Source organism: Mariniflexile ostreae, from assembly GCF_042427585.1.
Classification (GTDB): domain Bacteria; phylum Bacteroidota; class Bacteroidia; order Flavobacteriales; family Flavobacteriaceae; genus Pseudalgibacter; species Pseudalgibacter ostreae.
In genome coordinates this window covers 41,456-57,054 of the sequence record NZ_JBHMFC010000066.1, presented here as the reverse complement: position 1 = coordinate 57,054, position 15,599 = coordinate 41,456, and the positions used below count along the sequence as shown (strand labels likewise).

Here is a 15,599-nt window from a genome sequence, read left to right as displayed (position 1 = left end):
TTTAGAGCGCAGTTCAGAGGGGTTAGAAACGTAGAGTTCTTCCTATATAGACTTACAACAATTTATGCATAATCTTAAAATCCCACAACTTTTGGACTTGATCCACTCTTTTTTTGTTTATACCCTAAACCTATATAAAGCTGATCAAACGTTTTAGAATTCAATTTAGAAGCGTAAAAAATACAAACCCCTTCCTTTATTAAGTTACTACATTAATCTTATCTGCAATTAACATCCATTTCCTTAACTGAAGAACAAAATATTATTTTAAGCATAAAAAAAGCCTCTCGTATTGAGAGGCTTTTTTTATATTTTGTTTTAACACTAGTTTAATGAAGCAATATGCTTAGCTAAACCAGACTTAAGGTTAGAAGCCTTATTGTCATGAATGATGTTTTTCTTAGCTAACTTGTCTATCATAGAAGACACATCAGGAAACATGGCTTCTGCATCTTTCTTGTCAGTTAAATCACGTAGCTTTTTAATTGCACTACGAGTTGTCTTATGTTTGTATCTATTAACCAAGCGCTTAGCTTCACCGCTTCTTACTCTTTTTAATGCTGACTTATGATTTGCCATTTTTTATTTTTATTATTATAAATATTGTAGCCCGTAGGGGAATCGAACCCCTCTTACCAGGATGAAAACCTGGCGTCCTAACCGATAGACGAACGGGCCATTTTGGTTTTGAGTGTGCAAATATAAATCATTTAATTTAAACTTGCAAATTTGTTTTCAAAATAACTTTCAATGTTTCCATTGCGGTTGCAAAAATACACTTTATTTTAAATGCTACAATAGTAATTTGAAAATTTTTTAAAATATTTTATATCTCTGTTTTTTTACTATAAAAACCCCTTCTATATAACCACATATACCTTGATCCTAATGCGCTCAAAACCAAAACCATTTAAGCTTTTCAAATGGGTTACCGAGCCCATAGGCCCTAAAAAAAGAATTTCGTTTTAAAACTTCTTTTTTTTAAAACTAATAAGCTTTCGCAAATAACACACGCTGTTTTGATGGTTTCCCTGTATAAACGCATACTCCTGACTCTACATTTCCTTCTAAAGGAATACATCTTATGGTCGCTTTTGTCAATTCTTTAATCTTTTCCTCAGTTTCTGGCGTACCATCCCAATGTGCCGAGATAAATCCTGTTTTGGTTTCTAATACGGTTTTAAAGTCTTCAAATGTATCTACTTCTGTGATATGGCTATCTCTAAAATGCAGCGCCTTATTATATAAAGAACTCTGGATGTCTACCAATAGGCTTTCTACTCTATCATTTAAACCCTCTAAAGCAACAACTTCCTTAGTTAGGGTGTCACGACGTGCAAGTTCGACTGTACCATTCTCTAAATCTCTTGCTCCAATAGCAATTCGTAAAGGCACCCCTTGCAATTCGTAAAGCGCAAATTTTGCTCCCGGACGCTGTGTATCCCTATTATCATACTTAACAGAAATATTTTTGCTTCTCAAATCTCCCATAATCGCATGGGCTACTCTAGAAACGGCTTCCAATTCGTCTTCACTTTTATATATAGGAACAATAACCACTTGATTGGGTGCCAAACTTGGCGGCAACACCAAACCTTTATCGTCACTATGGGTCATGATTAAAGCCCCCATCAAACGTGTAGAAACACCCCATGAAGTCGCCCAAACATAGTCTTGTTTCCCTTCTTTATTTGCAAATTTAACATCAAAAGCTTTTGCAAAATTCTGACCCAAGAAATGTGAGGTTCCTGCCTGTAAAGCTTTTCCATCCTGCATTAGGGCTTCAATACAATACGTCTCATCAGCTCCAGCAAAACGCTCACTTTCAGTTTTTACACCTTGTATAACAGGTATGGCCATAAACTTTTCAGCAAATGTGGCATATACGCTGTTCATCAATTTTGCTTCTACTAAGGCTTCCGCTTTGGTGGCATGAGCGGTATGGCCTTCTTGCCATAAAAATTCTGCCGTGCGTAAAAAAAGGCGGGTACGCATTTCCCATCGCACCACATTCGCCCATTGGTTAATCAATAAAGGCAAATCTCTGTAAGACTGAATCCAGCCTTTATAAGTGTTCCAAATAATAGCTTCAGAAGTAGGCCTTACAATTAACTCCTCTTCTAATTTAGCATCAGGATCTACCCGTAATTTCCCTGGTCTATCCGGGTCGTTCTGCAATCTATAATGCGTAACAATGGCACATTCTTTAGCAAAACCTTCTGCATTCTTTTCCTCTGCCTCAAACAAGCTTTTAGGAACAAATAATGGAAAATATGCATTTTGATGTCCAGTCTCCTTAAACATTTTGTCCAGCTCGGCCTGCATTTTCTCCCAGATGGCATAGCCGTAGGGTTTAATTACCATACACCCTCTAACTGCTGAGTTTTCAGCTAAATCAGCTTTCACAACCAATTCATTATACCATTTTGAATAATCCTCCGTTCTACTAGTAAGTTTTTTGCTCATATATGGGTTTTGGCATAAAAATTGCCCTTATGTTAAATAAAAAGAATAGTTGGCAAAACTAACTATTTTTGTTATGTTCAACAATAAAATTCTAGAAGATATGCAATATATTCACTACTTAAAACGAAAAATGCCCTTTGTAGCCATACTTGCGCTATTAACGGCGCTTTCATCATGTGGTTCTTACCAATATGTAGGAGTAGACAATGATGGTATTTATGGATCCTCAAATACAGAGGCTGTTGTTGTGGAATCACAAAACGATGGTAATAAAAACAATTATTACAAAAACTATTTCAGAGAAAAATCCATTCAGTACGACAACTATACGGATAATGGTGCCATTTTTACAGACATAGACACTTATGAAGGTGAAAACTATGATGATCAGGACGCTATAAACAACAATTACCAAGACCAAGACCATTACCAAGGTTATGCTGGTTGGGGGCAAGACAATAGCCAAGTGGTTATAAACTTACATTCTGGTTTTGGATATCATAACTATGGCTGGAACTACCCCCATTACAACCGTTTTAACTATGGCTGGAACTCTTGGGGATACCATGCGCCATACTGGAACAGAGGCTATTATGGCTATGGTGGGTATTATAACAGTTGGTCATATTACAGCCCGTTTTCTCATGGCTATTACGGCGCTCCTTATTATAATCGCTATTATGGCTCATCGTATTACGGGTACAATAACAGATATTATGGCAGCCGATATTATAATGCCAACGTATCTCAAAGTGCGACAAGACGTGGTAGCTTAGCTACTGGAAGCTCTAGTTTAAGCAGGGGAACAAATGTTAACGGCAGAAGCTCTAACACAACCTCTAGGTACAATACGACTACCAGACGAAGCAGCACATCAACTAACACGTCTAATAGAGTGAGCAACGGCACCCCTTCAACATCAAATTCTGGAGTAACTTCTGGCACCGTAAGAAGAAGTAGTAGTGTTTCTGCACCAGCTTCAAACTCTACAACACGGTCTTCTACAGTAAGGAGAAGCTCTTCTAGCACTTCAACACCATCAAGCAATAGTTATAATACAAGACGAAGCTCTAGCTATCAAACCCCTAGTACGTCGACTTCAAGATCTTCTAGCTACAGTACACCAAGTTCGTCAAGCTCCTCAGGATCCAGTACAAGATCATCAAGCGGTTCTAGCAGTAGAAGTTCTAGTTCTAGCTCAAGTAGTGGTGGAAGACGTCGATAAAAATTAAAGAACCCTAAAAAAAATTGTATGAAAAAGTTAAATCTACTATTCATAACAGGCCTATTATCTGTGTCTTTTTTGAATGCACAAAATATCACCGATGCCTTAAGGTATTCTCAAAACGAAATTCAAGGAACAGCACGTTATAGAGCATTAAGTGGTGCTTTTGGCGCGCTAGGTGGCGACATGAGTGCCGTTAGCGCAAACCCTGCAAGTTCTGCCATATTTACCCAAAGTCACGCATCTTTTTCGGGTGTATTTTCAAACACCGATAATAATACGCGCTACTTTAACGGCATGGGAAGTTCGTCTGACTCTAATTTTGATATCAATCAAGGTGGTGCTGCTTTTGTTTTTACCAGTAATAAATCTAGATGGAAAAAATTCTCCATGGGCGTGGCTTATGAAAGAACCAATAATTATGATGACAATTGGTACGCTACAGGCACCAACACTAATAATCAATCTGTAGACATGTATTTTTTAGACTATGCAAATGGTGTTAAATTAGGCGACATTTCGTTACTAACAAATGAACTTGTAGAAGATGCTTATAGAGATATTGGAAATGTTTTTGGCTACGCTCATCAACAAGCTTTTTTGGGCTATCAGGCATATATTATCGAACCTGACGCCGACAACGACAACAATACAACCTATTTTTCCAACTTAGCAAATGGTAGTTTTGACCATGATTACATATACGCATCTACAGGCTATAATGGCAAAATTGCCTTTAACTTTGCTACACAGTACGACGAAAACCTTTACTTAGGATTAAATTTGAACTCTCATTTTATAAATTACGACAAATCTACCAATTTGGTTGAACGCAATTCAAATGGCGGTACCATTAGTTTTATAGAATTTGAAAACAATTTGGCCACACGAGGTTCTGGATTTTCTTTTCAACTAGGAGGCATCGTAAAAATAACCAATGAGTTGAGAGCTGGTATCACTTACGACTCCCCTATTTGGTATTCTATTGAAGAAGAGACGTCTCAATTTATAAAATCTAATTTGTCTGATTCTGATATGGGGTATATTCCTAATATTATAAATGTCTATCCGAAATACAAATTGCAAACCCCTAGTAAAATAACAGGAAGTTTAGCATATATTTTCGGAACCCAAGGTTTAATCAGTTTTGATTATTCACATAAAGATTATAGTGCTACAAAATTAAAACCGACTTCAGATCCTGATTTTCAACTTCAGAATACAAATATGAATGATAAACTTCAAGCGGCTTCCACCTATAGAGTTGGTGGCGAATATAAAATACAGCAGTTTAGTTTTAGAGGCGGGTATCGTTTTGAAGAAAGCCCATATAAAGACGGTGTAACCATTGGCGATTTGAACGGGTATTCTGTTGGACTTGGCTATAATTTTGGAAACACAAGATTGGATGTTACTTACGACCAGTATAAACGTGATTACAATACACCTTTATATAGTGTGGGTCTTACAGATAGTGCATCTATAGATAATAAAAACTCAAATGTAACCTTATCTTTAAGCTTTAACATTTAAGTATCAAATCTCAATATATTTTTAAAAAGCCTGAATTTTTATAAAAATTCAGGCTTTTTTTATTGGTACTGTAATGAATTTAACAAAAACCAGACCATTACTATACGAGCACTTACCAAATTGCTTTTTAAGCATAAAAGCAAGCCTATACATTTCAGTTTCCACTCTAAAAGGCTCTGAAATTGCTAAAGCATTAAATGTTTCTTAATACAAAACATAACAAAAGTGTTTTGCTTATATTTGCAGACTAAAAACCGTTACTCTTTTTAACACATAAAAATGGATAATAACTTAGAAAAAATTGAATCTTTTGGCGATGAGCATATTGGGACTTCCGAAGATACACCAATGCGCCACGATGCTTTCAAACTTTCCTCTGAAGAAAAAATAGACATCATTAAGGATGATGTACGTCATATTATGGAAACCCTAGGGCTTGATCTAACCGATGATAGCTTAAAAGGAACACCTAACAGAGTGGCCAAAATGTTTGTAAAGGAAATTTTTGGAGGGTTAGACCCCAAGAAGAAACCAAACGCTTCAACTTTCGATAATAAATATAAATATGGCGAAATGCTAGTTGAAAAAAACATTACTGTTTATTCAACATGCGAACACCATTTATTGCCCATTGTTGGAAAAGCCCATATTGCATATATTTCCAATGGCACTGTAGTAGGCTTATCTAAAATGAACCGTATTGTAGATTATTTTGCAAAACGCCCACAGGTACAGGAACGCTTAACAATTCAGATTGTACGGGAACTTCAAGAGGTTTTAAATACAAAAGACGTGGCCTGCGTTATGGATGCCAAGCACTTATGTGTAAACTCAAGGGGTATTAGAGATATAGAAAGCAGTACGGTTACTTCTGAATTTGGCGGAAAGTTCCAAGACATTGAAACACGTCGTGAATTTTTAGATTATATAAAATTAGATACTAAGTTTTAATTTTTTGATTAATTCTTTTTCTTTACTGAAAAACAATCTTCCTTTAAGGGGTTCTAGATTCATTATAAGAACGGAGTAGATAGAACAGGTTCATTTACAAAATAAATTCGTTCTTAATAGGGAACTTAATAAGACCAAATGGCCAAAACTAAAACCATTCTTATAATCCAAAAAAAAAAAACAATAGCACTCCTTAAAAGCTAATCGAATAAGACCATAACAAACAACGCGAACCAACATGCAGCTATACGAATCGAATCAGATTAAAATCCACAATTCCTTAACAGGTAAAAAAGAACAATTTAAACCTATAAGTGAAGGCCATATAGGTATGTATGTTTGTGGCCCTACTGTGTATAGCCATGTTCACCTAGGGAATGTGAGAACCTTTATGTCTTTTGATATGGTATTTCGTTATTTAAGGCATTTGGGGTACAAAGTTCGTTATGTTAGAAATATTACAGACGCTGGGCATTTGGAGAATGATGCAGATGCAGGTGAGGATAAAATAACTAAAAAAGCACGTTTAGAACAAATTGAACCTATGGAAGTGGTGCAGCGCTATACGGTCGATTTCCATAACATCCTCAACACTTTTAATTTTTTACCGCCCAGTATTGAACCTACAGCAACTGGACATATTATTGAGCAAATTGAATTGATCAATACCATCATTCAAAATGGATTTGCTTATGAAGTTAATGGCTCCGTGTATTTTGACGTTTACAAGTTTAATGAAACCCACGAATATGGAAAGTTAAGCAAACGAAAACTTGAAGATTTAATTCATAATACCCGTGAATTAGATGGTCAAACGGATAAAAGAAATCCACAAGATTTTGCACTTTGGAAAAAGGCAGAACCTCAACATATTATGCGTTGGCCTTCTCCTTGGAGCGATGGATTTCCTGGATGGCACTTAGAGTGCACTGCAATGAGCACTAAGTATTTGGGCGACCATTTTGATATTCATGGTGGTGGCATGGATTTAAAATTTCCTCATCATGAATGTGAAATAGCACAAAATGAAGCGGCTAAAGGAAAATCTCCAGTAAACTATTGGATGCATGCCAATATGCTAGAATTAAACGGGCAGCGTATGTCCAAAACTACAGGCAATATTATTAATCCAGACGAGTTATTGTCTGGAAACAATAGCATATTTAGTAAAGCTTACTCGCCTAGTGTAATTCGCTTTTTTATTGCACAATCTTCGTACAGAAGTGTTTTAGACCTTACGGATGATGGCTTATTGGCGAGTGAAAAAGGCTTTTTTCGTTTGATGGAGGGAATACACATGCTAGACAGCTTAAAGGTTTCCGATACCTCTTCTATTGATGTGGAGACATGGAAACAGGCTTGCTATAATGCTATGAATGACGATTTCAACACGCCCATTCTAATTGCACACCTATTTGAGGCGATTAAATATATCAATCAGATTAAAGAAGGCAAAAGCACTATAAACGCAGAAGATTTAAAGCTTTTAAAAGATACGATTCACACCTTTGCTTTTGAAATTTTAGGTCTCGAAAACCTTACTAAAAAAGAAGCGGGAATGGATAAATTATCTGGAGCGGTAGATATTTTAATAAAATTAAGACAAGACGCTAGAGCTAATAAAGATTTTGCCCTTTCTGATAAAATACGTGATGAATTGGCCGAAGTTGGCATCCAATTAAAAGATGGCAAAGAAGGCACTACGTTTTCTGTAAGTTAAATAAAGTGTTCTTAAAACTGTTTTAAGACCTAGTAAATAATAGTGTATTTAAAACTCTCATATTGGGATGTTTTTAAGCTATAAAACATACTTTATTCGAGCTTGACATTATTGGGTTGCGTTACTTTTTCACCATATTAATACAAAAGTACTTAAAACCTATGTTTCCTATTGATTAGGCCGAGGCTCGTGAGTGTTTCAATTGGATGAGTAAACAGATTTCCAAACAAAATTTCAGGAATGCCAGCTCCTTCATGTTATTTTTTGAGAACCCATTTATCATTAGCACTTCTAATTACTTATATACGCTATTCGCAACAAGTTATAGTGTTACTACAACTTAACCTAACTCTATTCGCAAAAAAAGCCCTCTTCTAAGGAGGGCATCACCGTTGTTTTAGCAATACTTTTTCACCAAAACGCTTTGTTAAAACACGATACCTAGTGTGCCATTTCAAAACCGCTCAAGATAAAGTCAGGTTTTAATTCGCGCTTTAGCTTCTAAAACCGAACTCCTAGACTTACCTTAAACGATTTTATTATATGCCCAACTGCGTAAATAAACCTGTTAACACCTCTCCGCTAGATGGTCTTGGTGCATCGGGATCCACAACGTTTCCTTTAGGATCGATAAGAATAAATCTAGGAATTCCAGAAACCTGGAAAGCCTCCATAAACGATTGGTCTTCTTTTGCATATAATTGCAATCCAGGAAGCTCCATATCTGCAACCATAGTTCGCCATTTATCATAAGCGGTCTCTCTATCCACAGAAATACTCACAAAGGTTATGTTTTTACCATGAAATTGTTTTTCCACCTCTTTTAAGAAGGGAATTTCAACTTTGCATGGCGCACACCATGTGGCCCACAAGTCGATATAAACATACTTTCCTTTTAAGTCATCTAACGATACAGAACCTCCTTTATAGTTTTCATAATCTACAAATTTTGGCGACGCTTCTCCTTTTAAGGAAACCAACTTCTGACTTTCTTCGTACATCATGCTTAGCTGGTTTGAAATCATTTCGGTTTCATTCTCCTGACTGGCAATAAAAGACGCATCTAAACCTTCGGTACTATCCAATAAAGATTTTAACGAGTTCTTAGCCTTTTCAATGCGCTCGTGGAAGGCTGTTTTTTCTAAGCCCATCAAGGTATCAAAATCAAATAACGCTTCCAGCATTAATGCTTTTTTAGCCAAATAATTATTGGCTTCGGCACCATGGCCTGTGTATTTCAAACTTTTATCAAAATTTTCGGTATCAATATCCACTTTTAAATCATAACCGTTTTTTAAATAGACTGCTGTTTGTTCTTTTCCATCGAAAATTACATAGGTTCCTGCTTCTACTTTTAAGGTGTCGGAGAACGTACCATCAGGTTTCACTTTTATGGTTTTAATGATTTGCTGTTGCGCCACAATTAATGAATCTGAATTCTGATTTGCAATAGTTCCAGAAAGCGTAACATAATCTTTTGGAGCTTCTTCTTTACAGGATATAAATACGAAAGCGATAGCTACTATATAAATTATTTTTTTCATGTTTATTATTTAAATTATTTTTTAAAGTTTTCTATTCCGGTTGTTAACCAATGATGATACGCTTCTGCATCTGGTGTGTAGCCCACAGGCTCTAAAATATTAGCTTCATTATGGTCTATCAATGCATAAAAAGGTTGTGAATTCGCTTTAAACTTTAGGGTTTGTAATTCACTCCATTTCTGACCGATATATTTCAATTTTTTACCGGGTTTCAATTTAGATTCTACAATTTCGTCGTCTGCTAATTTTCGTTTATCGTCCACATATAAAGAAATAAGTACAATTTCATTTTTAAGTAGGTTTAAAATTTCTGGTTTGGGCCATACATTCTGCTCCATCTTTCTACAGTTTACACAGGCCCAACCTGTAAAATCGATCATTGCAGGTTTACCAACTTGTTTGGCATAAGCCATCCCTTTATCATAATCATTAAAAGCCAATATATCATGTGGTGCTAATAAATGTGCACCATCGGGTAATGTCTCGTTATTTTGTAAAGCAGATGCCGTTCCTACTTTAGAATACCCGACGCCATAAGGAGATTCACTGTATTCTAATGGGGGTGGAAAAGCGCTAATTAAATTTAATGGTGCGCCCCATAAACCAGGAATCATGTAAATCGTAAAAGATAGCACAATAAGTCCTAAACTCAATCTTCCAACCGAAATATGAGTCATAGGCGAGTCATGTGGCAATTTTATTTTTCCGAACAGATAAAAAGCTAAAGCGCCAAATACTGCAATCCAGATGGCTATAAAGACCTCTCTTTCTAGAAAATGGGTTTGCATTACCAAGTCGGCTTGTGATAAAAACTTAAAGGCTAAGGCCAATTCTAAAAACCCTAAAACAACTTTTACCGTATTTAACCAACCTCCAGACTTTGGCAAAGAGTTTAACCAACCAGGGAATGCCGCAAATAATGCAAAAGGCATGGCTATCGATAAAGAAAAGCCTAGCATGCCGATTAACGGAGCAAACCCTCCCTCTGATGCAGAAAGAACAATAATATTCCCAACAAAAGGCCCTGTACATGAAAAAGACACAATAGCTAATGCTAGTGCCATGAAGAAAATTCCGACATAGCCACCGCTATTTGCTTTTTTATCAATCCTATTTGCCCAAGAATTAGGTAACATTATTTCAAAAGCTCCTAAAAACGATACCGCAAAAATAATAAGTATAGCAAAAAACACTAAATTAAACACAACACTTGTTGAAAACTCATTTATGGCACTTGCCCCAAAAAGGGCAACTACCGCTGTTCCCAAAACCACATATATCACCACAATAGAAAGACCATAGATAACAGCATTTTTTATACCATCTGCTTTACTTTTACTTTGTTTGGTAAAGAAGCTTACCGTCATAGGAATCAATGGGAAAACACATGGCGTAAACAATGCAATAAGGCCAGCCCCAAGACCTAAAACAAAAATCATCCACAAGCCTTTTTCAGATTCTTTTTTCACAGCCGATGTCCATTCTGTTGGGTCGCTTGTTGTAACCTGCTGATTCGTGGCTACAACTTCAGAACTAGATACCGCTGTGGTATTAGACAAATTGAATACTAAATCGATCTCCGTTGGTGGAAGGCACCTGGTGTCATCGCACACCATAAACTCCACAAAGCCCTTTACAGTAGGCACGTTATTGATAAGTTCAATCTTTTGTTTAAAAACAGCGCTTTTTCCAAACAGTTTTATTTTCATCCCAAATACAGCATCATCTACAACATAGCCCTCTTCTTCTAGTGTCTTTCCAATAATTTTATAATTATCTGGATTATTATGGTATACAAAAGTGGTAGGAATGGGGCCATCCTCTGGAACCTCTTGGGAATATAAGTGCCAACCAGGTTCTATAGACGCTTTCGAAACCAACACATACTCGGTATCTGAAATTTTCTCTACAGAAGCAGTCCATTTTACAGGGTCTAAAATCTGTGCTTGGCCAATACCGAAAGTGATAAGCGCTAAAAATAAAACTAATTGCCTCATATTCTATAATTTATATTAAAAAAAAGCCCCATGTAAGGCTGCCAATCATTTCTATACTTTACTTTACTATCCTTAACAAGACCGTATATAAAATGATGGTAGGACAAGACAAAAAAAAGAGCCGTCATCCTTATTAATAATATGTTAAAGTTTTAAATGTAAATATTCGCATCATGGAAATATATTCATTTGATTTGTTTTTTCGTTGCCAACCCAAAAGCATTAAAACGCACGATAAGCTACACACCTTTATAAAAACCTATGCAACAACACATTAAAGCTTAAACATATTTACTTCTTATACCTTTTATTTTATAAAAAAAACTAGATACAAACTGCTAAACTAATTAAAAATAGAAGTTTAAAATGTTAATGAATGGTAATTTTTAACGCAAAAAGCCTGTTTATATAATAAAAACCATTTTTTTCAAAAAAAAAGCCCTCACACGACGTGAGAGCCTTTGTTAACTATTAAAATAGTTTTTAAAATTCAATCTATTTGCATTTTAAACACAATAGGAACACTATAAGGCACTTTCACGGGTTTTCCGCGTTGTTTTCCTGGTTGCATTTGTGGCAGCTCTTTCATAATGCGCTCTGCTTCGTTTTCTAGTATTTTATCTGGTCCTCGAGAACGAATGCCTGTAACAAAGCCTTTGGCATCAATAACAAATATCACGTTTACCCTACCCTGAATTGCTAAGTCTAAAGCTGCTTGTGGATATCGAAAATGCTTACTGATATGTTCTTGCATCTTTTTTTGAAAACAGGCCTTAATTTCAGCTTTACTACCGCCTTCACAACCAGGAAAAACAGGAACGTCTTCAATCACAGCAAAAGGGACTTCTACATCTTCTTCTACAACTTCCACTTTAACATCAGTAACGCTAACAGGAACATAATCTTTTATTCTTTCTTCTTGATTAGTTTCTGTACTCGCTATAAATGTTTCTTCAATTTCAATTACATTTTCAACCACCTTAATATTCTCAATGCTTGCAACAGGTGGTGGCGGTGGCGGTGGGGGTGGCGTATTGATATTAATAATAGGAATATCTTCCTCTATTACATTTTCCATTTTTAAAACACCAATATCCACATCGTCTTTATCGTATGTTTTAAACTCTAACAATTGCCATGAAAGAAATAACATCACATTAAGTCCAATGGCAAAATAAAGACCGCTATTCCTGCCGATCTCGATTTCTGGGTTCTTTTTTGTTATCATGACATCTCGTATTTACTCCCTTAAAGTTATTGAAATTTGCTATATTTAAATATGATATTTATCAGTCTAAAACCAACTTAACAGCATGGCAATTAAAATATTACACTATTCCCAACCCACATTAACTCTCCTAACTTACTTTCCCAAAATCCACTAAATTTTCAAAAAAAAACATTATTGCCGAAACGCACCACTCCAAAAACAATTCTTTTTTGTAATGAACAACCTAAAACTTTTGAGCTCTTGCCAAACGTTTAGCCTGATATTTAGCACGACTCTTAAAGGCGATGAACACACTAAATTCTATTTTGATAAATGATAGGGCGTCAAAAAAGAGATATAAAATGAAGACACTACTACAAAACTTTAGATATTCAACCTTTAATTTAGCAAACAAGAATGACAAGCTTCGTTTTTATTAAATTAAAACACAGCGCATTTCATATCTTTACAAGCCTTGCAATATAGCGTTATACTAAAAAATAAAAACATGAAATCGATGAGCGCAGAAAACATATTAAAAGAGCTTGTAGCATTCCCTGTTTTAGGTGGTGAAAGCAACTTAGAAATTATCTATTGGATTCAAAATTATATTGAACAGTATGGTGTTAAAACATACCTAGTCCCCAATACAGAAAACACCAAAGCATCACTACATTGCCGAATTGGTCCTGAAACAGATGGAGGCACCATCCTTTCTGGGCACACCGATGTGGTACCGGTTAAAGGACAGGATTGGCTAACAGACCCTTTTAAGCTTATCGATAAGGCCGATGGCAATCTATATGGCCGTGGCAGCTGCGATATGAAAGGCTTTTTGGCCTGTTGCTTGGCAGCATTACCCAAATTAACAAAAGCATCACTTAAAACTCCCATATATTTTGCATTTTCCTACGACGAAGAGATTGGTTGCCTAGCAGCTCCAGCACTTATTACGCATATAAAAGCGACATATAAAGAAAACCCTAAGTTCGCTATTATAGGAGAACCTTCTATGTTAAAACCCATTATCGGGCAAAAAAGCATCCATATATTAGATGTTTACGTGAATGGTTCTGCAGGGCACAGTAGCCGCATCAAGCAAGAAGTTAGTGCTGTTCATGAAGCCGCAAGGTTGGTTTTATGGGCAGAACAAAAAATGGATACGCTTATTAAGTCTGGACCTATCGATAATCGTTTTAATCCACCACACTCCTCTTTACATGTTGGTCGCATCCAAGGTGGTATTGCCCCTAACATTATTGCCGACAAAGCTATGTTTTCCATGGATATCCGTGCAATACCCTCAGATAGCGGTCATGATATTTACCAAGATTTTATTAACCATTGCAAAGAAAAGGAAGCAGAACTAAAAGTTGTTTTTCCAGGTTTCAAAATCAATATCAAAGAAAACCATCCCTTAGTCCCCGCTTTAAATACCGATGAAAATGCAGAAGTGGTCGCGCTCATAAAAAAGATAACAGGGCATCAAGAATGGCATACGGTATCTTATGCCTCAGAAGCAGGGCAATTTGCAAATGCAGGTTTCCAAAGTATTATTTGCGGCCCAGGCTCTATTGAGCAAGCCCATCGGGCTAACGAGTTTATTTCCAAAACACAACTACAGCAAGGCGTCATTATGATTGAAGCGCTTATTGAACATTCTAAAGATTCTGCTTTAAATTAGAAAATTTAGAATTAATTTTGTTTTAAAAATAAGGTTATCATGAATCCATCGGCTAATGGCTGGATTAAAAAATTACTTGTAGAGCTTAAAAAAAATCATACTTTTTTAAATCTAGACGTAGAAGCGTTTTATAACGCCTTACGCACCAGCGGGTTTATTTATGGAAGCAATGCCGTTCCTGTTGCAGATGCTGTAAAAAAACTAGATCTTACAGAAGAAGAAATCTGCAAAGTAAACCTTTGCGTGGCTTTACTTTATATGCACAGTTACGCTGAAACCAAGACACCTTTCATCGACAGCGCCATTGCCTTTTATTCTGAAATTAGCGCTATAAAAACCTCCTTTTTCCACGGCTTTATGGGGGTTAAAAAATCTAACGAATTACTTGAAAGCATCATACATAAACGCATTCAAATAGACCCTAACGTTTTAACTAAAAACTTTAGCTATTTTATTACAAATGCTTTACTGTTTGTAGATGTTCTGGCGTATCAACAATTCTTAAAACACCAAACCATTTCCGATGTTTATATCAAAACACTAGAAGCTTCCATACTGTCTATATCGCTTCGTGTATTAAACTCAAAAACAGATAAGAACAAATACGATATGAGTTTAATTAAACTTTTTGAATCGTCCGTACGGTTTAACGACCATGAAGACCTCACTTTTAATAACGCCATTAAACATATAAACACGAATCAAGAGAAATATTATATTTTAGATTTGGCATGCATGGCGACCTGGAGCGACCGTATTATAGACCCCAACGAACAAAGTTTTTTAACTAAACTCTGTAATGACTTAAATCTGGAACCTTTTAGAGTACAACAGTCTATTATTACCATAAACACCTTTTATGCCACTTATAAAGACAGCATTGCTTTGCTAAGTTCTAAAAATATGGTGAAGACTTTTTATAACAATTCCAGTAAGATGGTAATGAAATTAATCTCCAGAAACAGTAAGCGTTTGTATCAGGAACTGTTGGACAGCAAAGAATTGATGGTACTCTTAACCCATTCCACTGTGCGCGATTTAACCCCCGAAGAATCTAAAAAGGTACAAGAACAATTATTGGATATTTTTAAATCCATTCCCAGTCTGGCTATTTTTATGCTACCTGGTGGTGCCTTATTATTGCCCTTGGTCATTAAGTTTATCCCTAAACTATTACCTTCTGCTTTTGATGATAACCGCATAGACGATTAAATCTCATGCTCTCTATATACTCAAAATGCCCTATCTTCGTTAACAAACTTATAACAC

The 15,599-nt window shown here is 36.0% G+C and carries 11 protein-coding genes and 1 tRNA gene; 6 read left to right on the top strand and 6 right to left on the bottom strand.

Annotated elements, in window-relative coordinates:
• Window positions 1-324: 324 nt before the first annotated feature.
• From rpsT to proS, 3 genes are all read right to left on the bottom strand, one after another.
• Window positions 325-579, bottom strand: coding sequence for a 30S ribosomal protein S20 (gene rpsT / locus ACFFU9_RS11030; RefSeq protein ID WP_379861495.1), 255 nt, complete (start codon window positions 577-579; stop codon window positions 325-327).
• A gap of 27 nt (window positions 580-606) precedes the next feature.
• A tRNA-Glu gene (locus ACFFU9_RS11025) sits at window positions 607-678 on the bottom strand.
• A gap of 309 nt (window positions 679-987) precedes the next feature.
• A complete protein-coding gene (gene proS, locus ACFFU9_RS11020; protein ID WP_379861494.1) occupies window positions 988-2,466 on the bottom strand; it encodes a proline--tRNA ligase in 1,479 nt (492 codons plus the stop codon).
• 73 nt (window positions 2,467-2,539) lie between these two features.
• Between proS and ACFFU9_RS11015 the strand changes: the two genes are divergently transcribed.
• The 4 genes from ACFFU9_RS11015 to cysS all read left to right on the top strand — a co-directional run bounded on the left by ACFFU9_RS11015 (window position 2,540) and on the right by cysS (window position 7,895).
• Window positions 2,540-3,691, top strand: a complete 1,152-nt coding sequence (locus ACFFU9_RS11015; protein ID WP_379861493.1) for a hypothetical protein — start codon at window positions 2,540-2,542, stop codon at window positions 3,689-3,691.
• Window positions 3,692-3,718: 27 nt separating this feature from the next.
• Window positions 3,719-5,224 carry an OmpP1/FadL family transporter gene (locus ACFFU9_RS11010; RefSeq protein WP_379861492.1) on the top strand — a complete coding sequence of 502 codons (1,506 nt, stop codon included), beginning with the start codon at window positions 3,719-3,721 and terminating at the stop codon, window positions 5,222-5,224.
• A gap of 279 nt (window positions 5,225-5,503) precedes the next feature.
• Complete coding sequence (gene folE / locus ACFFU9_RS11005; protein ID WP_379861491.1) at window positions 5,504-6,175, top strand: GTP cyclohydrolase I FolE; 672 nt, start codon at window positions 5,504-5,506, stop codon at window positions 6,173-6,175.
• A 238-nt stretch (window positions 6,176-6,413) separates the two neighbouring features.
• Window positions 6,414-7,895 carry a cysteine--tRNA ligase gene (gene cysS / locus ACFFU9_RS11000; protein WP_379861490.1) on the top strand — a complete coding sequence of 494 codons (1,482 nt, stop codon included), beginning with the start codon at window positions 6,414-6,416 and terminating at the stop codon, window positions 7,893-7,895.
• A gap of 539 nt (window positions 7,896-8,434) precedes the next feature.
• Here cysS and ACFFU9_RS10995 read toward each other — a convergent pair.
• The 3 genes from ACFFU9_RS10995 to ACFFU9_RS10985 form a co-directional block, all read right to left on the bottom strand.
• On the bottom strand, window positions 8,435-9,439 hold the full coding sequence (locus tag ACFFU9_RS10995) for a TlpA family protein disulfide reductase (protein ID WP_379861489.1): 1,005 nt from the start codon (window positions 9,437-9,439) through the stop codon (window positions 8,435-8,437).
• 14 nt (window positions 9,440-9,453) lie between these two features.
• Window positions 9,454-11,436 (bottom strand): protein-disulfide reductase DsbD family protein, encoded by a 1,983-nt coding sequence (locus tag ACFFU9_RS10990; protein ID WP_379861488.1) that lies wholly within the window; start codon window positions 11,434-11,436, stop codon window positions 9,454-9,456.
• 490 nt (window positions 11,437-11,926) lie between these two features.
• Window positions 11,927-12,664 (bottom strand): energy transducer TonB, encoded by a 738-nt coding sequence (locus tag ACFFU9_RS10985; protein WP_379861487.1) that lies wholly within the window; start codon window positions 12,662-12,664, stop codon window positions 11,927-11,929.
• 490 nt (window positions 12,665-13,154) lie between these two features.
• On the opposite strand from ACFFU9_RS10985, the gene argE reads away from it, so the two are divergent.
• A complete protein-coding gene (gene argE, locus ACFFU9_RS10980) occupies window positions 13,155-14,330 on the top strand; it encodes an acetylornithine deacetylase (protein WP_379861486.1) in 1,176 nt (391 codons plus the stop codon).
• Between the two features lie 39 nt (window positions 14,331-14,369).
• Entirely contained in the window at window positions 14,370-15,542 is a 1,173-nt protein-coding gene (locus ACFFU9_RS10975; RefSeq protein WP_379861485.1) for an LETM1-related biofilm-associated protein, read from the top strand.
• The last annotated feature ends 57 nt before the right edge of the window (window positions 15,543-15,599 follow it).

Excerpts from the sequence above, each read along its gene's own strand:
- rpsT (WP_379861495.1), bottom strand. The coding sequence starts at position 579 with ATGGCAAATCATAAGTCAGCATTAAAAAGAGTAAGAAGCGGTGAAGCT.
- proS (WP_379861494.1), bottom strand. The coding sequence starts at position 2,466 with ATGAGCAAAAAACTTACTAGTAGAACGGAGGATTATTCAAAATGGTAT.
- ACFFU9_RS11015 (WP_379861493.1), top strand. The coding sequence starts at position 2,540 with ATGTTCAACAATAAAATTCTAGAAGATATGCAATATATTCACTACTTA.
- ACFFU9_RS11010 (WP_379861492.1), top strand. The coding sequence starts at position 3,719 with ATGAAAAAGTTAAATCTACTATTCATAACAGGCCTATTATCTGTGTCT.
- folE (WP_379861491.1), top strand. The coding sequence starts at position 5,504 with ATGGATAATAACTTAGAAAAAATTGAATCTTTTGGCGATGAGCATATT.
- cysS (WP_379861490.1), top strand. The coding sequence starts at position 6,414 with ATGCAGCTATACGAATCGAATCAGATTAAAATCCACAATTCCTTAACA.
- ACFFU9_RS10995 (WP_379861489.1), bottom strand. The coding sequence starts at position 9,439 with ATGAAAAAAATAATTTATATAGTAGCTATCGCTTTCGTATTTATATCC.
- ACFFU9_RS10990 (WP_379861488.1), bottom strand. The coding sequence starts at position 11,436 with ATGAGGCAATTAGTTTTATTTTTAGCGCTTATCACTTTCGGTATTGGC.
- ACFFU9_RS10985 (WP_379861487.1), bottom strand. The coding sequence starts at position 12,664 with ATGATAACAAAAAAGAACCCAGAAATCGAGATCGGCAGGAATAGCGGT.
- argE (WP_379861486.1), top strand. The coding sequence starts at position 13,155 with ATGAAATCGATGAGCGCAGAAAACATATTAAAAGAGCTTGTAGCATTC.
- ACFFU9_RS10975 (WP_379861485.1), top strand. The coding sequence starts at position 14,370 with ATGAATCCATCGGCTAATGGCTGGATTAAAAAATTACTTGTAGAGCTT.